At 61.1% G+C, this 19759-nt stretch carries 27 protein-coding genes and 1 other RNA gene; 14 read left to right on the top strand and 14 right to left on the bottom strand.

Going from position 1 to position 19759, the window contains the following annotated elements; genetic code table 11:
* Nucleotide 1 precedes the first annotated feature (1 nt).
* The gene (recR, locus tag FHT76_RS23020) at nt 2–607 is read right to left on the bottom strand and encodes a recombination mediator RecR (RefSeq protein ID WP_016552214.1); all 606 of its coding nucleotides are present in this window, start codon (nt 605–607) and stop codon (nt 2–4) included.
* Between the two features lie 57 nt (nt 608–664).
* On the opposite strand from recR, the gene FHT76_RS23015 reads away from it, so the two are divergent.
* Nucleotides 665–1288, top strand: coding sequence for an MOSC domain-containing protein (locus FHT76_RS23015; protein WP_259185902.1), 624 nt, complete (start codon nt 665–667; stop codon nt 1286–1288).
* Here FHT76_RS23015 and FHT76_RS23010 read toward each other — a convergent pair.
* Entirely contained in the window at nt 1285–1821 is a 537-nt protein-coding gene (locus tag FHT76_RS23010; protein ID WP_259185900.1) for an alpha/beta hydrolase, read from the bottom strand. The genes FHT76_RS23015 and FHT76_RS23010 overlap by 4 nt on opposite strands.
* Before the next feature lie 110 nt (nt 1822–1931).
* Here FHT76_RS23010 and FHT76_RS23005 point away from each other — a divergent pair, with 110 nt between their 5' ends.
* Together FHT76_RS23005 and FHT76_RS23000 are read left to right on the top strand one after the other, a co-directional pair.
* Complete coding sequence (locus FHT76_RS23005; protein WP_259185898.1) at nt 1932–2414, top strand: Lrp/AsnC family transcriptional regulator; 483 nt, start codon at nt 1932–1934, stop codon at nt 2412–2414.
* An 84-nt stretch (nt 2415–2498) separates the two neighbouring features.
* Entirely contained in the window at nt 2499–3026 is a 528-nt protein-coding gene (locus FHT76_RS23000; RefSeq protein WP_016552210.1) for a DUF992 domain-containing protein, read from the top strand.
* 1 nt (nt 3027) lies between these two features.
* On the opposite strand, the gene FHT76_RS22995 is transcribed toward FHT76_RS23000, so the two are convergent.
* The 4 genes from FHT76_RS22995 to ffs all read right to left on the bottom strand — a co-directional run bounded on the left by FHT76_RS22995 (nt 3028) and on the right by ffs (nt 6071).
* Nucleotides 3028–3639 (bottom strand): LysE family translocator, encoded by a 612-nt coding sequence (locus tag FHT76_RS22995; RefSeq protein ID WP_183863226.1) that lies wholly within the window; start codon nt 3637–3639, stop codon nt 3028–3030.
* A gap of 74 nt (nt 3640–3713) precedes the next feature.
* The gene (locus FHT76_RS22990) at nt 3714–4037 is read right to left on the bottom strand and encodes a YbaB/EbfC family nucleoid-associated protein (protein WP_007799011.1); all 324 of its coding nucleotides are present in this window, start codon (nt 4035–4037) and stop codon (nt 3714–3716) included.
* A gap of 22 nt (nt 4038–4059) precedes the next feature.
* A complete protein-coding gene (locus tag FHT76_RS22985) occupies nt 4060–5928 on the bottom strand; it encodes a DNA polymerase III subunit gamma/tau (RefSeq protein WP_259185897.1) in 1869 nt (622 codons plus the stop codon).
* Nucleotides 5929–5974: 46 nt separating this feature from the next.
* Nucleotides 5975–6071, bottom strand: an RNA gene (gene ffs, locus FHT76_RS22980) — signal recognition particle sRNA small type.
* Nucleotides 6072–6159: 88 nt separating this feature from the next.
* Between ffs and FHT76_RS22975 the strand changes: the two genes are divergently transcribed.
* The 5 genes from FHT76_RS22975 to FHT76_RS22955 all read left to right on the top strand — a co-directional run bounded on the left by FHT76_RS22975 (nt 6160) and on the right by FHT76_RS22955 (nt 9004).
* On the top strand, nt 6160–6570 hold the full coding sequence (locus FHT76_RS22975; RefSeq protein ID WP_183753784.1) for an HIT domain-containing protein: 411 nt from the start codon (nt 6160–6162) through the stop codon (nt 6568–6570).
* A complete protein-coding gene (nudC, locus tag FHT76_RS22970) occupies nt 6567–7529 on the top strand; it encodes an NAD(+) diphosphatase (protein WP_183863222.1) in 963 nt (320 codons plus the stop codon). The genes FHT76_RS22975 and nudC overlap by 4 nt, the downstream gene beginning before the upstream one ends.
* A 24-nt stretch (nt 7530–7553) precedes the next feature.
* A complete protein-coding gene (locus FHT76_RS22965) occupies nt 7554–8237 on the top strand; it encodes a YafY family protein (RefSeq protein ID WP_183863220.1) in 684 nt (227 codons plus the stop codon).
* Nucleotides 8238–8306: 69 nt separating this feature from the next.
* Nucleotides 8307–8534 (top strand): hypothetical protein, encoded by a 228-nt coding sequence (locus FHT76_RS22960; RefSeq protein WP_183753788.1) that lies wholly within the window; start codon nt 8307–8309, stop codon nt 8532–8534.
* A 101-nt stretch (nt 8535–8635) separates the two neighbouring features.
* Nucleotides 8636–9004 carry a VOC family protein gene (locus tag FHT76_RS22955; RefSeq protein WP_183863218.1) on the top strand — a complete coding sequence of 123 codons (369 nt, stop codon included), beginning with the start codon at nt 8636–8638 and terminating at the stop codon, nt 9002–9004.
* Nucleotides 9005–9040: 36 nt separating this feature from the next.
* On the opposite strand, the gene FHT76_RS22950 is transcribed toward FHT76_RS22955, so the two are convergent.
* The gene (locus tag FHT76_RS22950; protein WP_016552202.1) at nt 9041–9901 is read right to left on the bottom strand and encodes a prephenate dehydratase; all 861 of its coding nucleotides are present in this window, start codon (nt 9899–9901) and stop codon (nt 9041–9043) included.
* Nucleotides 9902–9911: 10 nt separating this feature from the next.
* Nucleotides 9912–10667, bottom strand: coding sequence for a 3-deoxy-manno-octulosonate cytidylyltransferase (locus FHT76_RS22945; protein ID WP_183863216.1), 756 nt, complete (start codon nt 10665–10667; stop codon nt 9912–9914).
* A gap of 154 nt (nt 10668–10821) precedes the next feature.
* Between FHT76_RS22945 and FHT76_RS22940 the strand changes: the two genes are divergently transcribed.
* Nucleotides 10822–11397 carry a cytochrome c family protein gene (locus FHT76_RS22940; RefSeq protein WP_016552200.1) on the top strand — a complete coding sequence of 192 codons (576 nt, stop codon included), beginning with the start codon at nt 10822–10824 and terminating at the stop codon, nt 11395–11397.
* A 64-nt stretch (nt 11398–11461) separates the two neighbouring features.
* Here FHT76_RS22940 and FHT76_RS22935 read toward each other — a convergent pair whose 3' ends face one another.
* Nucleotides 11462–12409 carry an AEC family transporter gene (locus tag FHT76_RS22935; RefSeq protein WP_183863214.1) on the bottom strand — a complete coding sequence of 316 codons (948 nt, stop codon included), beginning with the start codon at nt 12407–12409 and terminating at the stop codon, nt 11462–11464.
* The gene (locus tag FHT76_RS22930) at nt 12312–12602 is read right to left on the bottom strand and encodes a hypothetical protein (protein WP_183863212.1); all 291 of its coding nucleotides are present in this window, start codon (nt 12600–12602) and stop codon (nt 12312–12314) included. The genes FHT76_RS22935 and FHT76_RS22930 overlap by 98 nt, the downstream gene beginning before the upstream one ends.
* A gap of 295 nt (nt 12603–12897) precedes the next feature.
* Here FHT76_RS22930 and FHT76_RS22925 point away from each other — a divergent pair, with 295 nt between their 5' ends.
* From FHT76_RS22925 to FHT76_RS22910, 4 genes are all read left to right on the top strand, one after another.
* Entirely contained in the window at nt 12898–13107 is a 210-nt protein-coding gene (locus FHT76_RS22925; protein ID WP_016552198.1) for a cold-shock protein, read from the top strand.
* Nucleotides 13108–13157: 50 nt separating this feature from the next.
* A complete protein-coding gene (locus FHT76_RS22920) occupies nt 13158–13697 on the top strand; it encodes a hypothetical protein (protein WP_183863210.1) in 540 nt (179 codons plus the stop codon).
* 423 nt (nt 13698–14120) lie between these two features.
* A complete protein-coding gene (locus FHT76_RS22915; RefSeq protein ID WP_183863208.1) occupies nt 14121–14360 on the top strand; it encodes a hypothetical protein in 240 nt (79 codons plus the stop codon).
* Nucleotides 14361–14528: 168 nt separating this feature from the next.
* The gene (locus FHT76_RS22910; RefSeq protein ID WP_183863206.1) at nt 14529–15521 is read left to right on the top strand and encodes an adenosine kinase; all 993 of its coding nucleotides are present in this window, start codon (nt 14529–14531) and stop codon (nt 15519–15521) included.
* Here FHT76_RS22910 and FHT76_RS22905 read toward each other — a convergent pair.
* Nucleotides 15514–16053, bottom strand: coding sequence for an SH3 domain-containing protein (locus FHT76_RS22905; RefSeq protein ID WP_016552194.1), 540 nt, complete (start codon nt 16051–16053; stop codon nt 15514–15516). The genes FHT76_RS22910 and FHT76_RS22905 overlap by 8 nt on opposite strands.
* A 181-nt stretch (nt 16054–16234) precedes the next feature.
* On the opposite strand from FHT76_RS22905, the gene FHT76_RS22900 reads away from it, so the two are divergent.
* The gene (locus FHT76_RS22900; protein WP_114710473.1) at nt 16235–17236 is read left to right on the top strand and encodes a D-glycerate dehydrogenase; all 1002 of its coding nucleotides are present in this window, start codon (nt 16235–16237) and stop codon (nt 17234–17236) included.
* Here the strand turns inward: FHT76_RS22900 and FHT76_RS22895 are convergent.
* The 3 genes from FHT76_RS22895 to recF are packed head-to-tail and all read right to left on the bottom strand — an operon-like array spanning nt 17233 to nt 19648.
* Nucleotides 17233–17706, bottom strand: a complete 474-nt coding sequence (locus tag FHT76_RS22895) for a GNAT family N-acetyltransferase (RefSeq protein WP_183863204.1) — start codon at nt 17704–17706, stop codon at nt 17233–17235. The two genes, FHT76_RS22900 and FHT76_RS22895, sit on opposite strands and share 4 nt — an antisense overlap.
* Entirely contained in the window at nt 17703–18527 is an 825-nt protein-coding gene (locus FHT76_RS22890) for a molybdopterin-synthase adenylyltransferase MoeB (protein WP_183753808.1), read from the bottom strand. Before FHT76_RS22890 ends, FHT76_RS22895 begins: the two co-directional genes overlap by 4 nt.
* Complete coding sequence (recF, locus tag FHT76_RS22885; protein WP_183863202.1) at nt 18524–19648, bottom strand: DNA replication/repair protein RecF; 1125 nt, start codon at nt 19646–19648, stop codon at nt 18524–18526. The genes FHT76_RS22890 and recF overlap by 4 nt, the downstream gene beginning before the upstream one ends.
* Nucleotides 19649–19759 lie beyond the last annotated feature (111 nt).

Raw genomic sequence — 19759 nt, 5'->3', positions numbered from 1 at the left:
CCTAGATTGCCGTGCGTGCCCTGAGCGCCGCCTGAAGCGTTCCCTCGTCGAGATAGTCGAGTTCGCCGCCGACGGGGACGCCGTGGGCAAGACGCGTTATCTTGACGTCCAGGCCAGTCAGCTGGTCGGTTATATAGTGTGCTGTCGTTTGCCCCTCGACCGTTGCATTGACGGCGATGATGAGCTCGCGAATGCCGCCCGCCGTGACGCGCTCGATCAGGCCGCGAATATTGAGATCGTCGGGCCCGACGCCATCCAAAGGCGAGAGGGTGCCGCCGAGAACATGGTAGGCCGCATTTAGGGCGGCGGCACGTTCCAGCGCCCAAAGGTCAGATACATCCTCGACAACGATGATGACGGACTGGTCGCGCCGGTCGTCCGTGCAGACGGTGCAGGGATCGACGGTATCGACATTGCCGCAACGTGAGCAAATCTTCACTTTGTCGTAGGCCTCACCCATCGCATTCGACAAAGGGCCAAGCAGCTGGTCCTTCTTCTTTATCAGATGCAGCGCGGCGCGGCGTGCGGAGCGCGGGCCGAGGCCCGGCACCTTCGCCAGAAGCTGGATCAGTTTTTCGATTTCGGGGCCGGTGACTCGCTTTGCCATGAGCGGTTATTAGCCCATATGGTGGAAAAACGGAAACAGGTTGGACGAGCCGAACGAATGAAAATCCTTGCCGTCTGCATCGGAAGTGCCGAGCGTCTGCCCGGCAAGAGCTACAAGACGGGAATCTACAAGCATCCGATCAGCGGCAGCGTGCTTGTCGATGCCGAGGGGCTGGTCGGTGACGCCATCTGCAACCGGAAGCACCATGGCGGCGTCGACCAGGCGGTCTATCTCGAGGGATCACTGACGCTCGACTGGTGGTCGACGGAGCTGGGGAGACCGGTCGAACCAGGCACATTCGGGGAGAACATTGTAATCGACGGTCTCGACAACCGCATCGTTTGCGTCGGGGATCGATTCATAGCCGACGATCTTGTTTTGGAGGTTACCAGCGCGCGTATCCCTTGCGCGACGTTCGCCGCGCGAATGGGCGACCCTGGCTTCGTCAAGCGCTACACCAAGGCCGCCCGACCGGGCATCTATTGCCGTGTGCTCAACGGCGGGGCGATTGCCGCCGGAATGCCGGTCGAGCATCTCCGCTACGGCGGTGAAAAAGTGACCATACCGGAAATTATCGCCACTTTCGGCAAGGTTCTCGCACCGCGGGATCGCGACCGCTATCTCGCGGCTCCGATCCACTACAAGCTTCGCGATATCCTCGAAGAGCAGGCGGGCGCCTAGCGCAAGCACGCTTCAAGGGAGGCCAGAGCGGCGCGTCCCTGCGGCCAAACCCCAAGCCCACTTTCCCCGTTGATGTGGCCACGGGCGCCGATTTCCATGAACTCGCTACCCCAACCATTCGCCATGGTGCGCGCATAGTTGAGCGAGCCGAAGGGATCGTCGCTGCTCGCGATGACCAGAGACGGGAATGGGAGCGCCGTGTCGGGCGGATTGGCAAAGCCGGCGGCCTCGCAGGGAAAGGCCGGCGAGGTCGGATTTGGTGGCGCTACCAGCAGGGCGCCACCGGCACGATACCTACTCCGCGCCGCCCAATGGGCAACAAGCAGGCAAGAGAGGCTATGAGCGACGAGAAGCGGTTCGGCCCTTGACTGCGCGACGGCATGGTCCAATGCCGCAATCCAATCGTCGAGTTCGGGTCGATCCCAACTCGAAGGCGAAAAGCGCTGCATGCGGGCGTCGCTCGCCTCCCATCGAGATTGCCAATGTGTTTCGCCGGACCCGCCAATGCCGGGCAAAGTGATGATATCTCGCATCGATTCCTTCCTGTTGCTCACAGGATAAGCTGCGTGAGATAGTCAGCTACCGACATGGGAAATCATCGGGAAAACCGTCCTCAAGCCGATGAATTAAAGGCGATACAAAAATGGCTGATTTCGCAAGCCGGCAACTTGACCCTACCGACATGCTGATTGTCGAGATCATGCAGGCCGACGGGCGTATCACCGTTTCCGAACTGGGGCGAAAAGTCGGCCTGTCGCAGCCGGCCGCGTCCGAGCGGCTAAAACGCCTGGAGGAGCGAGGCATCATCGAGGGCTACGGTGCCCGCATCAATACCGCGGCACTCGGCCTGGGCATGGTGGCCGTCATCCGGCTGCGCACCATTCACGAACATATCCGCGCCTGCCTCAAACAATTCTCTGAAACACCTGAGATCATCGAGGTTCTGAGGTTGACCGGGGAGGACTGCTTCGTCCTGAAGGTGCTGGTTCCGTCGCCGTCTGAGCTTGAAATCATCGTCGACAGCATCGCTCGCTATGGTGCGGTAACAACATCCCTCGTGTTGCGTAGCGAACCCCCAAAGCCGATCGGTCGCGAACTGATGAAACTGGCGCGCAATCACTCATGAGGCGGATTTCGATCGCCGCCACTTGCTGAGGCGAAGAACACTCCTAGATTTTCACGCACGGGGTGTAAATCGAAGGAGGCTCGCATGTCCATCGCAAGACTTATCGCGGCGGCCGTCATCGCCGCAACAGCCACTACCTTCCTATCAGCAACGCCGGCAGCAGCCCGCGTCAAGGTCGGCTCGTTGGGCTGTGACATATCTCCGGGATTCGGTGTCATCATCGGCTCCAAACGGACGCTCAACTGCATTTTTACACCGTCTTCCCCTGATCGGCCAAGCGAACGATACACCGGCACGATCACCAAATTCGGCGTCGATATCGGGACGCTCGCTGGCGGCGGCATGATCTGGCTCGTCTATGCGCCGACCAATCGGCTCGACGGAGCGCTGCAGGGCAGTTACGCGGGCGTCGCAGCCAATGCTACGGTCGGCCTTGGCGTCGGGGCTAATGTCCTGATCGGCGGCTTCGAAGGCTCGATTGCTTTGCAACCGGTATCGGCTGAGGGCACGTCCGGCCTCAATATCGCAGCAGGCGTTGCGAGTATGGTCCTGACTTGGGTGCCGCCGGCACCACCGCCTTTGCCGCCCAAGCGTCACATCTCGCAGAGGTAGCCTAACGGATCGCGATTGCCACCGCGGCGCCGGCCATCGTGCCGGCACTCGCGCGGTTGGCCATGCGCACAGCACGCCGGCTCTTCAGGAAGCTTCTCGCCTTGGCGGCGAGCAGCGCCCAACTGATATCGATCACGATCAACACCAGAAGCATGGTCACAACCAGTTCGGCCCAGCCGACTATGGTCACCGACTGAATGTCGATGATCGAGGGCAGCAGCGCCATGTAGAACATCATGATCTTGGGATTGCCGAGCGTGACCGTCATGCCGGCGAGGAAAAGCTTCAACGGCGACTGCGCATCAGGCAGCGCCTCGCCGTCACTATCAGGCGATGCGAACCACATCTTCCAAGCGAGATACAACAGATAGCAGACACCCAGCCACTTGATGGCAATGAAAGCATAGTGGAAGGTTTCGGCAATCGCCGCCAAGCCGGCGACGGCGCAGGTCAGCCAGATTGCTTCGCCGAGCCACATGGCCGCAAGGAACGGCAGAACGTCGCGCGCACCCTTGGAAATCACGCGGGCGACGAGCGCAGCAACGCTTGGACCCGGGGAGCCAGCCGCGACAAACAACGCGCAGGCAAAGACAAACAGACTGGTCAACGTCATCGGCAATCCTCCCTGTTGCGTGACGGAAGGCGATGCCAGCGCAGCCGACACCGCACCCTTAGTCTACCTACTAATCAGAACGGCATCTTGAAGCCTGGAGGAATCGGCAGGCCGGCGGTCAACGCCTTGGTCTTTTCGGCAGCAGCGGCTTCCGCCTTGTCCTTGGCATCCTTGTGCGCGGCAACGATCAGGTCTTCGAGGATTTCGACGTCATCTTCCTTGAAGAGGGACGGGTCGATCTTCAGGCTCTGCATCTCGCCCTTGCCGTTGAGGATCACGGTGACGAGGCCGCCACCCGACTTGCCTTCCGCGTGGAGTTCGGCGATTTCCGCCTGCATCTTCTCCATCTTGGCCTGCATTTCCTTGACTTTGCCCATCATGCCCATGATGTCGCGCATCGTCTCGCTCCTTCTCGATACTTTAGAAAATTATGTCGTCGCCAGGCAGGATGTCGCCTTCGTCGGATTCGGCAGCGGCAGGCGCCTTGACCTCTTCTTCCTCATCCAGTTCCGGCGCCCGTACGCGAACGTCGATGATCTTGGCGCCCGGAAACTGTGCGAGGATCGCCGCCACATCCGGATCCTGCCGGGCGTCGCTCACCTGCTGCGCCTTGGCATTCGCTTCGGCCTCGACCATGGTCGGCTGGCCTTCCTCGCGACTGAGGCTGACGATCCAATGGATGCCGGTCCAGTCCTTGAGCTTGACTGCCAGTTCGTTCAGCAGCGTGCCGGGGGCACCTTCCGTCAGATTGACGTCGAGGCGACCGGGCTCGATGCGCACCGGGCGCACGAAGTTGCGCACCAGCGCCTTGATCTTCACATCGCGCTTGTCGCCGGCCAGATTGGCGATATCGCCAATGGAATTGACCGACACCAGCGGCTTCGGCGCCTCGGTCGGCTTCGTCTCGACGCGGCCGACCGGCACGTTGTGCGGATCGGGATTGGGGACGGCGCGCAGCATCGCGGTCGGACCGGCGGGGTGTGGACGCGGGATCGACTCGGTCGATCGAGCCGCCAGATTGCCCTGGTAGTTCACCGTTGCGCCGCCACCGCCGTTGCCAGATGGCGCAGACGGGCGACCGCCACCGTTCGTCTCGGAAAACTCCGCCAGGCGACGGGCGGCGTCTTCGGGTGCCGGCAGATGCGCGGCATGCGCCAGCCGGATCAACACCATCTCTGCGGCGCCGGCCGGACGCGAGGAGCCCTCGGCCTCCGGAATGCCCTTCAGCAACATCTGCCAGATGCGTGACAACGTCGTCACCGCCACGCCCTTAGCGAATTCAGCAGCCTTCGTGCGTTCGACTTCGCTGAGCGAAGGGTCGTTTGCCGCATCAGGCACATATTTCAGGCGCGTGACCAGATGCGTGAAGTCAGCAAGATCGGTCAGCACGGCAACGGGATTGGCACCCGCTTCGTATTGGCTTTCGAATTCGCCGAGCGCCGCTGCGACATCGCCTTTGACGATGTGATGAAAGAGATCGACGATGCGGGCGCGGTCGGCGAGGCCGAGCATGCCGCGCACCATTTCAGCCAGAACCGCGCCGCCGCCATGGGCGATCGCCTGGTCAAGCAGCGAAAGACCATCGCGTGCGGAGCCTTCGGCGGCACGCGCAATCATCGCCAGCGCATCGGGTTCGGCCTCGATGCCTTCCTTCGATGCAATCGTGGTGAAAAGGCCGACAAGATCAGACGCGCTGATGCGGCGCAGGTCGAAGCGCTGGCAGCGCGACAGGACCGTGATCGGGACCTTGCGGATTTCGGTCGTCGCGAAGATGAACTTCACATGCTCCGGCGGCTCTTCGAGCGTCTTCAGCAGACCGTTGAAGGCCTGCGTCGAGAGCATGTGCACTTCGTCGATGATGTAGACCTTGTAGCGCGCCGAGACCGGGCGGTAGCGTACCTGCTCGATGATCTCTCTGATGTCGTCGATACCCGTGTGGGAGGCGGCGTCCATCTCGATGACGTCGACATGCCGGCCTTCCATGATCGCCTGGCAATGCTCACCGGGGATCCGCAGATCGATCGTCGGCTTGTCGATCTCTGCCGTCTTGTAGTTCAGCGCACGGGCGAGGATGCGGGCGGTCGTCGTCTTGCCGACACCGCGAACGCCGGTCAGCATATAGGCCTGCGCGATACGACCGGTCTCGAAGGCGTTGGTCAGGGTCTGGACCATCGGCTCCTGGCCGACCATCAGATCTGTGAAATCCTTGGGGCGGTATTTGCGTGCCAGCACCCGGTATCCGGTGCCCGTCGAGGCGGCATCTTTTGACTGTCGCTCGGTGTCGCTCATCGCCCTGCTTATCACCCGGACTGCCCGAGCAAGAATGGAGAGAAAGGTGGGAGGCTGGCACGATGACCCGTGCCGGGCTCGTTAGGGCTGCTTCCTTCCGGACCTGACCCGGTTGGCGAGTGGCTCGTCCACCACCAACCTCCCGGATGCACATATCGGCAATATCGCCATCAAAAGCAAGCCAAGCTCAAAAAAAACTGCTAGCCTCAGGAAAACATGGAGGAATGCCTGTTGGACGAATTCAAGCTCGACCGTCGGCTGGAAAGCGATAGCGACAGTGTCATGCAGACGGGGCTGTGTGATCTGCGGTTGTCGAAGGACGCCCGTTGGCCGTGGCTGATCCTCATACCGCGCAGGACGGATATCAGCGAAGTCTTCGAGCTGACACCTCTCGATCAGGTGATGCTGACATTCGAGACCGAGATGGTCGCCGCTGCGCTGAAGAAGACAACCGGCGCCACAAAAATCAACATCGGGGCCCTTGGCAACATCGTCCGTCAGCTTCATGTTCATGTCATTGCCCGCTTCGAAGGCGATGCCAATTGGCCAAATCCGGTTTGGGGTTTCGGCAAGGCAGAGCCTTACGCTGCGGAAAAGAGAAATGACCTTATAGAGAAGTTGCGGGAAGCCCTTTCATCATGAGCCGTTCGCTTTTCGATTCGGATGTTCCGCATCCGGAACCCAGCAGCCTGACTGCCTTCGCCGCCAATGACCTGATCCGCGATTCCGAACATCGCGACGAGACGTCGGTCGACAAGGCATTGGCCAAGGAAGGAACCCATATCTTCGCTTTCGCCGGCGACAAGCTGGTTCTGAAGCATGACGGCCAAGTGCTTGACCCGCTGTTTGCCCGCTACGAACTGAAGGACCTGCAGCCAAACTGGGACGAGACGGTGCTGCTCGGCTACCGCAAGACCGGCGAGCCGCGACTGGCGGTTCCGGTCGGCGTGTCCGAGGACGAGCTTGCCAGCCAGTACAAACCCGCAGACGGACGGTCGCTGTTTCGCGAGATGCTGCTCGACGAGGTTCTGCTTGGCGAATTTGCCCAGGGCGCCAGCCTTATCCGCTGGAACGGTGACAACAAGTTCTGTGGCCGCTGCGGATCGACGATGAGCATCCATATCGGTGGCTATAAGCGTGTCTGCACCGCGTGCGAGCACACGATCTTCCCACGCACCGACCCCGTCGTCATCATGCTAACGATCGACGAGGAACGCGATCATTGCCTTCTTGGGCGCAGCCCGCACTTCGCTCCGGGCATGTATTCCTGTCTTGCCGGTTTCGTTGAACCGGGTGAGACGATCGAGAACGCCGTGCGCCGCGAGACGCTGGAGGAATCCGGAATCCATACGGGACGGATCCGCTATCACGCCTCGCAACCATGGCCGATGCCGCATTCGCTGATGATCGGCTGCTATGCGGAGGCCAAATCCGAAACCGTCAAATTCGACAGCCAGGAACTGGAAGACTGCCGCTGGTTCACGCGCGAGGAAACGCTCGAGATGCTCGAGCGGCCCGGACTTACTGGCAAGGCGCCGCCGCCCAAGGGAGCCATCGCCCATCGGCTGATGCGCGACTGGGTGGAATGGAAAAAGCAATAAGGCCTGTAGAACGAGGCCCCTAAGATGGCACGCTCCGAACGCCTTCTGACTCTGCTGCAGACCCTGCGGCGCTATCGCCGGCCGGTCAGCGGTTCCGTGCTGGCGACCGAGACCGGCGTCAGCATCCGCACGCTTTACCGCGACATTTCGAGCCTGCAGGCGCAAGGGGCCTTGATTGAAGGCGAGCCCGGACTGGGTTACGTACTGAAACCGGGCTTTATGCTGCCACCGATGATGTTTTCGCAGGACGAAATCGAGGCGCTCGTTCTCGGCTCGCGTTGGGTCGCGCGGGCGGCCGATCCGCGGCTCGCCGCCGCCGGCGCCGACGCGCTCGCCAAGATCGCCGACGTGCTGCCGCAGGACATGCGCGACGAGATCGAGACGTCGACGCTGCTCGTCCACCTAAAGCCGCCCGTTGCCGACAAGGCGGACCTCGGCGCCATTCGCAAGGCGATTCGTACGGAGCGGATCCTCAAGCTGACCTATTCTGATGAGGGTGGAACCGTCTCCGTCCGCAATATCTGGCCCTTCGCGTTGAGTTACTTCGAGCAGGTTCGCGTCATCGTCGCCTGGTGTGAATTGCGTAAAGATTATCGTCATTTCCGCACCGACCGGATCGTCGAAATGATCCCGCAGGACGGACGTTATCCGCGCCGGCGCGCCGTGCTTCTCAAGGAGTGGCGGGACCAGCAGGATATTGCTCATTGAGCGCGACGCTACTGCCATAAACTGACAGTGGTCAGCGCTATTATCGGTACCAATCCAACAGGAGGACCGATGATGACGAGCTTGAACCTTACCCGATCGACGCGTGGCAACCATCCGGTCGACGAGACCCCTTGCGATGCAGGATATCCGCAATCCACACTTCTGCGCATGATGTTGAACGCTTCGCGCCAGATGGTGCTGAGGAGGTATTCGCGCCTCGATCTGGAGACCATGCCCGAGCCGATGAAACGTGATCTCGGCTTGGTGGACTGGGGCTGCCCCTGCCAAGAAGGTTAGACGCAAAGCAACTCCCAAGACGCACTGACCGACCGCCGCCGCTGCCAATGAGTGCAGCGGCGTTTCTTCGCCTGCCACCCTGCCACAACGAGGACAACCCGATGAACAGCCCGAACCTCATCATCTTATACGTCAAGGACCCATCCACGAGCGCCGGTTTCTACCGGTCGTTGCTCGGCCGCGAGCCGGTGGCCGAAGCCCCGAACTTCGTTGCCTTCGCGCTCGACGGCGGCTTCACACTCGGCCTCTGGCGGCTCAGCAAGGTAACGCCGCAGCCGTCAGCGACCGGCAGCCGCGCCGAAATCGCCTTCATGGTGCCCGGGGAGAACGGCGTCTCGACGCTCTATGAGGACTGGCGCAAGCGCCAACTCCCCATCGCGCAGGACCTCACGGACATGGATTTCGGGCCGACCTTCGTCGTTCTTGATCCGGACGGCCATCGCTTGCGTGTGTGCGAGCCGGACAAGTGAGTCGCAAAAAGAAAGGGCGCCCCCGAGGCGCCCTTTTTATTTCTGCAGCTGGCCCCGCATTGGGTGGCCCTTGTAGACCCCGAGAATACGCACCTTCTCGGAAAAGAAGCGCAATTCCTCCAGCGCGCGCCGGACATTAGGATCGTTCGGGTGACCTTCGATGTCGGCGTAGAACTGCGTGGCGACAAACTTGCCGCCGAGCTGATAGCTCTCAAGCTTGGTCATGTTGATGGTATTCGTCGCAAAGCCGCCGAGCGCCTTGTAGAGCGCGGCGGGGATGTTTCGGACGTTGAAGACGAACGTCGTGACGAGCTTTTCCTCGGCCGAGCTGCGATGCGCCCATTCTTCGTCGCGAGCAAGGACAACAAAGCGGGTGACGTTGTCCTCAGTGTCCTCGACGTTCTCGGCCACGATGTCGAGGCCATAGAGCTCCGCAGCAAGGCGCGGGGCAAGTGCGGCCATCGACCGATCTCCGGTCTCCTGGACGAGTTTTGCAGCACCTGCGGTATCGCCGGCGATCACCGGCTTCCAGCCATGTGAGCGGACGATCTTGCGGCACTGCCCGAGCGCGTGGATATGGCTGTGAACCGTGCGGATCTCATCCTTGGTGACGCCGGGAAGCACCATCAGCTGAAAGCGGATCGGCATGAAATACTCGCCGATGATGTGCAGGCGGGACTCCGGCAACAGGTGATGAATATCGGCGACGCGACCGGCGATCGTGTTTTCGATCGGGATCATTCCGATATCGGCATCGCCGTTCTCGACGGCCACAAAGGCATCCTCGAACGTCTGGCACGGCAACGGCTCCATGGTCGGAAACATGTCGCGGCACGCCATATCGGAGTTCGCACCGAACTCGCCCTGGAAGGCGATCCTGTTGGTTTTGATGTTCATGGAAAATCCGTCACTTCGTTCTTGCGGAGAGAATGCGCCGCGCCTTTTCAAGGTCGGCAGGAGTATCAACACCGAGCGGAACCGTGTCAACGAGCTCGACGTCGATGCGCATGCCGGCTTCCAGCGCGCGCAGCTGCTCCAGCGACTCGCGCCTTTCCAGGACCGATGGCCCAAGCGTCACGAAACGCTCCAAGGCGGACCGGCGATAAGCATAGAGGCCGATGTGATGATAGAGCGGCCCTTCGCCATAAGGCGCAGTGGCCCGCGTGAAATAAAGCGCTTTCAGTCGGCTTGCGGACAGTGGCGCGCCGACCACCTTGACAACATGGGGCGCCGTCTTGTCTGCCTCGTTATCGATCGCGATCGTCAGCGTCGCGATATCGACGTTGGGGTCCTCCAGCGGGCGCAACGCGGCGCGGACGGTTTCCGGCTCGATCGTCGGCAGGTCGCCCTGCACATTGACAATGACCTTGGCGCGGGCCTCCGGGTCAACCTTCCCCAGCGCTTCGTAAATGCGGTCCGAACCGGATTGATGATCCTTGCTGGTCATGACGACTTCGAAGCCCGCCTCAGCAACGACGTCATAGACCTGCTGGTCATCGACAGCGACGACGACACGGCCAATCTCGGCTTCCTTCGCCCGCAATGCCACTTGGACAATCATCGGCAGTCCGCAAATATCGGCAAGCGGCTTGCCCGGAAGACGGGTCGATGCCATGCGCGCCGGGATCAGCACAAGCACGTCATCTAAATTTGGACTGGTCATTGTTCGGGCCTTCTAATCCGGGCGGAAAGGTGTCAAAAAGTCTCACGCAGCAGCCCATTTAGACTGTTGCAACGGATAGCCAAAAGACATAGGTTCCGCGCGATTTCAAGATGGTCCGGTTTTATGTCTGCCGGCTGCAAGGGGAGCATTGCAGATGAATTCATACGTGAATACGGCTGTGGGGGCGCTGCTCGGGACGGTTTTCGTTCTGATGTCCGTCTCCATCGCGTCGGAGGGGATCTTTCATTCGGAAGCGCCGGAGAAGGAAGGTTTCGCGATCGTCGCTGATGAGGCACCCGCCTCCGGTGGCGGCGAGGCCGCACCGGCTGCAGCCGTTCCGATCGCACAGCTGCTTGCAAAGGCGGACGCCAAGGCTGGCGAAGCCGTGTTCAAGAAGTGTCAGGCCTGTCATGACGCGACTAAGGGGGGGCCGAACAAAGTCGGTCCGAACCTCTATGGTCTCGTCGATCGTCCGATCGGCACGCACGAGGCGTTTGCCTACTCGTCGGCGATGAAGGATTTCTCCAAAGGTGGCAGCGAGAAGTGGACCTTCGACCATCTGAACCACTTCCTGGCAGCGCCGAAGAAGTACGTTGCCGGTACGGCGATGGGCTTTGCCGGTCTCCCGAAGGATACGGATCGCGCCAACGTCATTCTTTACCTGCACACGCTGGCCGATTCGCCGGTTGCGCTTCCCGATCCGAACGCGCCGGATAGCGCCACGCAGTAAGACGCTGCTCGATTCCATAAGAAAACCTAAGCCCGGCCTGACGCCGGGCTTTTTCTTTTTTGCATTAGCCCCCGAGCAGAAAGGCCCAGAACGAAACGGAGATGGCCCCAAGCGCCGTCGTCAGCGTGATCGTCGACGCTGCGAGGCTGTGGCCGACACCGAAGCGATTGGCGATCAGCCAGGCGTTGACGCCTGTTGGGACGGACGAAATCAGCACAAGGGCAGCCGTCCAATCGCTGGCAAGCCCGACCAGATGGCTCGCCGCCCAGACGCAGGCGGGCAACAGCAGGAGCTTGAAGGCGGAGGTGACGCTGGCGATGCCGGCGTTGCCCGAAATTCCGTACTTCTCGAGCGCCATGCCGAGTGAGATCAGCGCAACCGGCCCGGCCACACCGGCAATCTGATCGACGATGGCGCCCACCGGCCCGGGCATGGTGAGCCCTAAGAGATGCATGGCAGCGCCGCCGGCCAAGCCGATCACCAGCGGGTTCTTAATGAGATTTTGGGCGATCTGGCGCACGACCTTGGCGATGCTGCGCTCCTTCTTGCCGGCGATCTTGTGCTCGGCGCGCTCCATCATGATGGTCCCTATGATCATCATCACAGGCAGATGGACCGCGATCAGAATGGAGAGTGGCACGAGCCCCTTGTCCCCGACCGTGCGCTGGACGAGCGGCAAGCCGATGAAGATGGTGTTGGCGAAGGCTGACGAAACACCGGCAAGCACGCCAATGCGGTCATCGCGGCCGAAGAAGCGCGTCGCGGCGATATGCGCCGCGATCCAAGTCACAGCAACGCCGGAAAAGTAGGCGATCCAGAGACGGAACGGCGAAGCACCATGAAAATCGGCCTTGGCGATCGTCCGGAACAACAGTAGCGGAACGGCGATCTTGAAGACGAACTCGCTCAGCGCATCACCGATCTCCGCTTTCATCAACCGCAGCTTCACCGTCAGCCAGCCAATCAGGATCATGATGAAGATGGGAAGGACGTCGAAGATGATGGCTGACATTGAGTACGGCTGCCTTGCGAGGGATAAGCATGCCTAGCAGCAAAATGACCGCAATGACAAACGCGCGGAGCACAAAAGCAAAAAAAGCGGGCTCTGCCCGCTTTTCCGCATCCGGTCCTGCCGGATAGCCGGTCTGCCATGCTGCCAGTTCATCCGTGGTCAGCGTCGCTCCGGTAACGTCGAAGGGCATCATTCCCTTCTCGAATGGCTGCAGCCTTTCGGATGCTCATGCCAATCTCGTTAAGGGGACTTATAGAGGCGGCAAATGACAGAGGGATGACGTCAGGGTGGCATTTTTGCGAAACATTGAGGCAAACCGCGACGATAGATTGTACTGTGTCGACGCCCCCGGCGCGAAGGTCTAGACCGCCGATCGGCGTTCGTACTGCCAGCGCCATTGCTCCATCCGGTCAAAACGGGACTTGTGCCCTCCGGCAAAATCGTGCGATGTCCCATTTTGGCTGGGGAGACCAACATGGGGGTAAATTTTGCCAACAGGTAAAGTCAAGTGGTTCAACCAGGACAAGGGCTTTGGGTTCATCACGCCGGATGACGGAGGCACCGATATCTTTTTGCATGTCACGGCCGCTCAACGGGGCGGAATCGACAATGTGAAGGAAGGCATGGGCGTCGCGTTCGAAGTCGCACAGGACCGTCGAACCGGCAGAACGTCTGCCGACAACGTCCGACAGGTTTGAAATGATCGGTGCGGCTGAAAGGCCGCACCGACTTGATGCTCGGAGACAAAATGAAGCGTCGCTTTGCTGTCTGCCTCTTCATGCTTCTCGCCACCGGACCGTCCCTCGCCGACGACGCCACCGCCAAGCTCGCGTTCTTCTACGACAGTTGCGTTTCCTCAGGTCCCGACTTCGAGCGTACGTCCGAGCGCGCGAAAGTCGATGCATGGCCTTCGATGGCACAGGACCTGGCGCTCACCTTCACGCCGATGGAAAACCCGGAAGCGCTCCAGGGATGGATTGTCAGCGGCGGCGAGAGCGAGAGCTTTCGTGCACTGGTGGTCTCCCGCGCGGACGTTGGCGGCAAGATTGTCGAAGGCTGCACGGTGGCATTGAGCGACGTCGACGCAACTGTCTTCGAGAGCGCCTTGGTCGAGAAGGCAAACGCCGTTTCGGCAGGCGAGGAACAAGGGCAGGACCGCATCTACAAGCGATATACAGCCACCATCAACGGACGCAGCGAAGCAATCACCCTGACGCTTCCGCTCTATGCAAAAGGCTCCGATCAAATCATCGCCAGTACGGTCGCAGAGCAGCAGATCGAACACTGAGATCGACTTACCCGCGACGGTGATCCTCCACTTCACTATGAGATTTTAATACAGGAAGCCTCGCGGCCGAATGGAAAGCATACGGCCACTTCCCCCATCTTAGTGATGAAGCGCCGTGAGCCGACGGCTACCCGAGTGACTTCAACATAACTGGCTCTTGCTCGACCGCTCTTCATATCGCCGCTGGGCAACGCATGGTGGTCGACTTCGGCTCGTTCAGCTGGCCACCTCATCCATAATCAGGAATCCGCATGCGTCCCCAAAAGAAGCCATTCGTCGTGGAGATCAAGAGAACACGCCGTCGTTCTTCAAGAGTGCCATCAAAAAGCAATGTTCCTTTGGAGAAGGCCAGTTCCGAACACGAAAGGCATCTCCGTAGCGGGTCTGCTGCGAGCGCCGCACCGAACGACGAAAGGCAATAGGATGGTGAGCAGACACCTCCCTCACGAATATTTCTTCCTCAATGGTTCGCAATCCGACGGACCGGTTATCGGCCACATCGACGGCCGCCCCATTCCTGCACGCATCATCGACACGCGAGGCAGCCGCTATCGCTTCGTGGGCCTCGCCCGCCGCGACCCGCGTGGCCGGCTCGATGTATCCGCGCTGCGGAGGAATGAGTGGCCGGTCGCACCCGACCTGATCTATGCGGCCGTTGCTTGAACCGCGACCTGTGGGACTTCACGGCGACCGGCTCGTGGTGTTTGATCCCCAACGGCGAACTTTTACGAAGGCATCGATAGGTTCTCACGGCATTTCCGCTTCCCATGCGGCTAAAATTCGCTAAGACCGATCACCGGCTATCACCAAACACCGGGACCTTACCCTTTCATGACCAAATTCGATGTTCTGACTGTCGGCAATGCCATCGTCGATATCATCGCGCGTTGCGACGACCAGTTCCTCATTGACAACAAGATCACCAAGGCAGCGATGAACCTGATCGATGCCGAGCGCGCCGAGCTTCTCTATGCGCGCATGGGACCAGCGGTGGAAGCCTCCGGCGGCAGCGCCGGCAACACGGCGGCGGGAGTCGCAAGCTTTGGCGGCAAGGCCGCCTATTTCGGCAAGGTCGCAGAAGACCAACTTGGCGAGATCTTCGCCCACGACATTCGCGCGCAGGGCGTTCACTACCAGACGCAGCCGAAGGGTACGTTCCCGCCGACCGCACGCTCGATGATCTTTGTGACTGACGACGGCGAGCGTTCGATGAACACCTACCTTGGCGCCTGCGTCGAACTTGGGCCTGAGGACGTCGAATCCGAAGTGGTTGCCCAGTCCAAGGTGACCTACTTCGAGGGTTACCTCTGGGATCCGCCGCGCGCCAAGGAGGCGATCCGCGAATGCGCCCGTATCGCCCACGAGAACGGCCGCGAGATGTCGATGACGCTTTCCGACAGCTTCTGCGTCGACCGCTACCGTGGCGAATTCCTCGACCTGATGCGCTCCGGCACCGTCGACATCGTCTTCGCCAATCGCCAGGAAGCCCTCGCGCTCTATGAAACCGACGACTTTGAGGAAGCACTGAACAGCATCGCCAAGGACTGCAAGATCGCGGCGGTGACGATGAGCGAGGATGGCGCCGTCATCCTCAAGGGTAGCGAGCGCTTCTATGTCGATGCGATCAAGATCAGGGAACTGGTCGATACGACGGGCGCTGGCGATCTCTTCGCATCCGGCTTCCTCTACGGCTACACGCAGGGCCGGACGCTGGAAGATTGCGGCAAGCTCGGCTGCCTCGCCGCCGGCATCGTGATCCAGCAGATCGGTCCGCGGCCGATGAAGTCGCTGGCCGAAGCGGGCAAGCAGGCGAGCCTTATTTAAAGGCTTCGCCGGGATAAGCGCCCCAGATCTCCGACTGCGCCACCCAGCCTTCGGCGCCGTCGATCTTGGCAAAGCACCAGTCGCCATTGCATTCGCCGATGTTCATCATGACGCCGGGTTCGAGCTTGGCGACGACGGTTGCCGACGACAGGGCGTCGCGGCGCATGTTGACATAGACAGACTTGCCCTTGCCCTTCATCCATGGAGCGGCAATCGCCGCCCGTGAACCCGACAGCAACGATTGGTTGACCCAGCCTTCGGTGCCGTCGGCATCGCGGATCTGGCGCCAGTTGTCGTATTCCTGAATGATCTCGACCGGCAGGCCGGCCTTCAGGTACATCCAGGAAGCTGCATAATCCGTGCCGGGGCCGATGCGCAGGTTGACGCGCTTGGACTTGAGCGTGACGAAGCGCGGCAGCGGCAGGCCGCTCGGTCCCTTTGCCGCCTGTGCGGAGGCCATTTCAGCCGTTCCCGCCGAAAGCACGAAACCGATCGCAAGGGCGAGGCAAGATTTCAGGACTTTGCTATGCATGGGATTTCCGTTTGCTCAGAGGAGGGCAGGACTGCTGCCTGATTCCGGGAATTCGACATTCCTGCGCACGCTCAGCGAGTTTTGTTTGTCTTCGCGTGCGGGTCTGGTAGAAATTGCCCGGAACGGGAAAATTATCCCGCGTCTTGGTTAAGGACCTCTTTACAAGTTAGCGCCGGCGCACATGACGACGAAGAAAAAACCGAAGGTCTACATCACGCGGAAGCTGCCCGATGCGGTCGAAACGCGCATGCGCGAACTCTTCGACGCGGAACTCAATATCGACGATGCGCCGCGCTCCAAAGCCGAGCTGATCGCCGCAGTCCAGAGCGCCGACGTGCTGGTTCCAACCGTGACTGACCGAATCGACGCTACGGTGATCGAGGAAGCCGGACCGCAGTTGAAGTTGATCGCCAGCTTCTCGAACGGCACGGACCACATCGACGTCGAGGCGGCGGCCCGCAAGGGCATCACCGTGACCAACACGCCGAACGTGTTGACTGAAGACACGGCAGACATGACGATGGCGCTCATTCTCGCGGTGCCGCGCCGGCTTGGCGAAGGTGCACGCGTGCTGACCGATCAGCCGGGCGAATGGGCTGGATGGTCGCCGACCTGGATGCTTGGGCGACGTATTCACGGCAAGCGCATCGGAATCGTCGGGATGGGGCGAATTGGCACCGCCGTTGCCCGCCGCGCCAAGGCTTTCGGCCTTTCGATTCACTATCACAACCGCAAGCGCGTGAACCCCGCGACCGAAGACGAGCTGGAAGCGACGTACTGGGAGAGCCTCGACCAGATGCTTGCCCGCGTCGACATCGTTTCGATCAACTGCCCCTCGACTCCGGCAACATTTCACCTGCTGTCGGCCCGCCGCCTGGCTTTGCTGCAACCGACCGCCTACCTGGTCAACACCGCCCGCGGCGACGTGATCGACGAGGCGGCGCTGATCAAGAGTTTGCGGGAAGGAAAGCTTGCCGGTGCGGGTCTCGACGTCTTCGAGAACGAACCTGCGGTCAATCCGAAGCTCGTCAAGCTGGCCAACGAAGGCAAGGTCGTGCTTCTGCCGCACATGAGTTCGGCAACGATCGAAGGCCGCATCGACATGGGCGATAAGGTCATCATCAATATACGGACCTTCATCGATGGTCACCGCCCGCCAAACCGGGTGCTGCCGGGCCGCTAAGCCGAGATCGCCTTGCGCATCTCGATCGACGTTGTTCTTGTGAAGCCTGGATGGGCATTTTCAGCGGTCTTCTCGAATCCCCAGCGCGCGAAAACGTCATGATTCTCGACGAGTTCGATTCGTGTTTCGAGCCGGAGTGACGGCAGTGCCCGGTCTCGTGCCGTCTGCTCCGCGACCGCCAAAAGCCTACGGCCAATGCCTCGACCTTGCGAAACCGGAGCAATCGCCAGTTTGCCGATGTAAAGACAGCCCTCTTCCGGTCGCAAGAAGACGCAGCCAGACAAGGTTTCGCCTTCCATCGCCACATAGGCGATTTCAACGCGGGCCTTGTCGGCAAGCGTCGCCCGCGTGAGGTTCGAGGCGGAGGACGGTGGATCGATGCGATCGTTCATATAGGCGAACGACGACAGGATCAGCGCCAGCAGCTCGTCCCAACGCTGAAAATCCTCATCGATGCGGACGATGTTCATGATGCCTGGCTCTGCCTTGAGCGGCGGCGCTTGTAGCGGATCGTGTCGAAGCGGGCGGCAAGCGCATCGTAGAGCAATAGCCGGCCGATCAACGGCTCACCGGTGCCGGTTACGAGCTTGATCGCTTCCATCGCCATCAACGTGCCGATCACTCCGGTCAACGCGCCGATAATTCCGGTCTCGGCGCAGGCCGGGATCAGTCCCGCGGGCGGCTTCTCGGGGAAGAGATCGCGATAGGTCGGATTCGGCGTCCCGTCTTCGGCCACCGCATAAGGCTTCAGAACCGTGACGGAGCCATCGAAGCGACCAACAGCGCCGGTCACCAACGGGATTTGCGCCGCCTCGGCAGCGTCAGCTGCCGTATAGCGCGTATCGAAATTATCGGAGCCATCGATCAGGAGATCAAAGCCGGATAGATGGCGGCGCGCAGAATCCGGCGAAAAGCGTTCCTCAAAACGGATCACGTTGACGTGCGGGTTCAAGCGGGCAATCGCGAAGGCGGCGCTGTCTGTCTTCAGCTCGCCCACCGTTCCCGAATCATGGATCACCTGCCGCTGCAGGTTGGAAAGCGAAACCCGATCGTCATCGGCAATGCCGAGCGTGCCGACGCCGGCGGCTGCGAGATATTGCAGGACCGGCGCCCCGAGCCCGCCCGCACCGATAACGAGCACGCGGGCGGCCTTCAGTTTCTGCTGGCCTGCACCGCCGATCTCGGGAAGCAGGATATGACGCTGATATCGCGCGATTTCTTCCGGGCTTAGGGGCTCCATGGGCGCGATGCTAGCACGGCCTTCGGTTGAGGGGGAAGCGGCACAGGTCATTCGAAAACCTTTCCGTCAGCAACGGTGAAAAATTGCGCGCGCTCGCCAAGGGCCGAGAACATGGCACGGTCGGTTCCCGTCATGAAAGCCTGACCGCCGAGGGCGTCAATGAGGTCGAAGAGGGCGGCCCGCCGGCCTTCATCGAGATGTGCGGCGATTTCATCAAGCAGCAGGACCGGCGCGTGGCCGGTGAGATTGGCGACCAGCCGGGCATGGGCGAGGATCAGCCCGACCAGCAGGGCCTTCTGCTCGCCTGTGGAACACCGCGATGCTTCCATCTGCTTCTGCTGGTGGCGGACAAGCAGATCGACGCGATGGGGGCCGTCGAGCGTGCGACCAGCCGCGGCGTCGCGGTAGCGGCTCTCCGCGAGCATGGCGGCATACTCATCCTCAAGATCGACGGCGGGGCGCGAGAACTGGCCATCCATGAAGCCGGCAAGCTCCAGCGTCGCGGCGGGAAAGGGCGAGGTTTCGTGCGTTTCGTCGATGAGGCGTGCAAGAAGGCCCAACATCTCCTGCCGTGCCATCGCCATCGCAATGCCGAGGCTCGCCATCTGCTGCTCGAGGCCGGAAAGCCAGGCAGGATCGAAGCGGCGTTCGTCGAGCAGCTTGTTGCGGCTGCGCATGGCGCGCTCGAAATCGCTGGCACGGCGGCCGTGGGCCGGATCGAGCGACAGGACGAGCCGATCAAGGAAACGACGGCGCTCGGACGAGCCACCAGTGAACAGCCCGTCCATCGAGGGCGTCAGCCATAGAAGGCGGAGGTGATCGGTCAGTTCGTCGGCTGATTTTGCCGGCGTGCCGTTAATCCGCAGCCGGCGGGAGGCGCTGTCGTCGGTGGTATCGACGCCGGTGCCGATCTCCACCTCACCGTCCATGCCAGCGAGCTCCGCGAAGATCGAGAAGCCGGCGGTCGCGCCAACACGGGTGATGTCGCCATAAGTGGCGCGGCGCAGGCCGCGACCCGGCGACAGAAGCGAGACGGCTTCCATCAGGTTGGTCTTGCCGGCGCCGTTGTCTCCAGTCAGCACCACATGCCGACCGTCGAACGACAGCGAGACAGACGCGTAATTGCGAAAGTCGGTCAACTTCAGACGGGACAGGGAGACCTTGTGCGGCATTCGATATCCGGATTCGTGGTGTCCGAGAGCTAAGCGCAACGAGAGCGGATGGCAAGGGTTCGACGCCGCTACAGATACAACGCGACGGAAGAGTGCACGTTGGCGTCATCG

The sequence above is a fragment of the Rhizobium sp. BK176 genome (assembly GCF_024808055.1).
This window is presented reverse-complemented; position numbering and strand designations above follow the sequence as displayed.

Coding starts and splice junctions, on each gene's coding strand:
- recR (WP_016552214.1), bottom strand. CDS start 607: ATGGCAAAGCGAGTCACCGGCCCCGAAATCGAAAAACTGATCCAGCTT.
- FHT76_RS23015 (WP_259185902.1), top strand. CDS start 665: ATGAAAATCCTTGCCGTCTGCATCGGAAGTGCCGAGCGTCTGCCCGGC.
- FHT76_RS23010 (WP_259185900.1), bottom strand. CDS start 1,821: ATGCGAGATATCATCACTTTGCCCGGCATTGGCGGGTCCGGCGAAACA.
- FHT76_RS23005 (WP_259185898.1), top strand. CDS start 1,932: ATGGCTGATTTCGCAAGCCGGCAACTTGACCCTACCGACATGCTGATT.
- FHT76_RS23000 (WP_016552210.1), top strand. CDS start 2,499: ATGTCCATCGCAAGACTTATCGCGGCGGCCGTCATCGCCGCAACAGCC.
- FHT76_RS22995 (WP_183863226.1), bottom strand. CDS start 3,639: ATGACGTTGACCAGTCTGTTTGTCTTTGCCTGCGCGTTGTTTGTCGCG.
- FHT76_RS22990 (WP_007799011.1), bottom strand. CDS start 4,037: ATGCGCGACATCATGGGCATGATGGGCAAAGTCAAGGAAATGCAGGCC.
- FHT76_RS22985 (WP_259185897.1), bottom strand. CDS start 5,928: ATGAGCGACACCGAGCGACAGTCAAAAGATGCCGCCTCGACGGGCACC.
- nudC (WP_183863222.1), top strand. CDS start 6,567: ATGAGCCGTTCGCTTTTCGATTCGGATGTTCCGCATCCGGAACCCAGC.
- FHT76_RS22965 (WP_183863220.1), top strand. CDS start 7,554: ATGGCACGCTCCGAACGCCTTCTGACTCTGCTGCAGACCCTGCGGCGC.
- FHT76_RS22960 (WP_183753788.1), top strand. CDS start 8,307: ATGATGACGAGCTTGAACCTTACCCGATCGACGCGTGGCAACCATCCG.
- FHT76_RS22955 (WP_183863218.1), top strand. CDS start 8,636: ATGAACAGCCCGAACCTCATCATCTTATACGTCAAGGACCCATCCACG.
- FHT76_RS22950 (WP_016552202.1), bottom strand. CDS start 9,901: ATGAACATCAAAACCAACAGGATCGCCTTCCAGGGCGAGTTCGGTGCG.
- FHT76_RS22945 (WP_183863216.1), bottom strand. CDS start 10,667: ATGACCAGTCCAAATTTAGATGACGTGCTTGTGCTGATCCCGGCGCGC.
- FHT76_RS22940 (WP_016552200.1), top strand. CDS start 10,822: ATGAATTCATACGTGAATACGGCTGTGGGGGCGCTGCTCGGGACGGTT.
- FHT76_RS22935 (WP_183863214.1), bottom strand. CDS start 12,409: ATGTCAGCCATCATCTTCGACGTCCTTCCCATCTTCATCATGATCCTG.
- FHT76_RS22930 (WP_183863212.1), bottom strand. CDS start 12,602: ATGATGCCCTTCGACGTTACCGGAGCGACGCTGACCACGGATGAACTG.
- FHT76_RS22920 (WP_183863210.1), top strand. CDS start 13,158: ATGAAGCGTCGCTTTGCTGTCTGCCTCTTCATGCTTCTCGCCACCGGA.
- FHT76_RS22915 (WP_183863208.1), top strand. CDS start 14,121: ATGGTGAGCAGACACCTCCCTCACGAATATTTCTTCCTCAATGGTTCG.
- FHT76_RS22910 (WP_183863206.1), top strand. CDS start 14,529: ATGACCAAATTCGATGTTCTGACTGTCGGCAATGCCATCGTCGATATC.
- FHT76_RS22905 (WP_016552194.1), bottom strand. CDS start 16,053: ATGCATAGCAAAGTCCTGAAATCTTGCCTCGCCCTTGCGATCGGTTTC.
- FHT76_RS22900 (WP_114710473.1), top strand. CDS start 16,235: ATGACGACGAAGAAAAAACCGAAGGTCTACATCACGCGGAAGCTGCCC.
- FHT76_RS22895 (WP_183863204.1), bottom strand. CDS start 17,706: ATGAACATCGTCCGCATCGATGAGGATTTTCAGCGTTGGGACGAGCTG.
- FHT76_RS22890 (WP_183753808.1), bottom strand. CDS start 18,527: ATGACCTGTGCCGCTTCCCCCTCAACCGAAGGCCGTGCTAGCATCGCG.
- recF (WP_183863202.1), bottom strand. CDS start 19,648: ATGCCGCACAAGGTCTCCCTGTCCCGTCTGAAGTTGACCGACTTTCGC.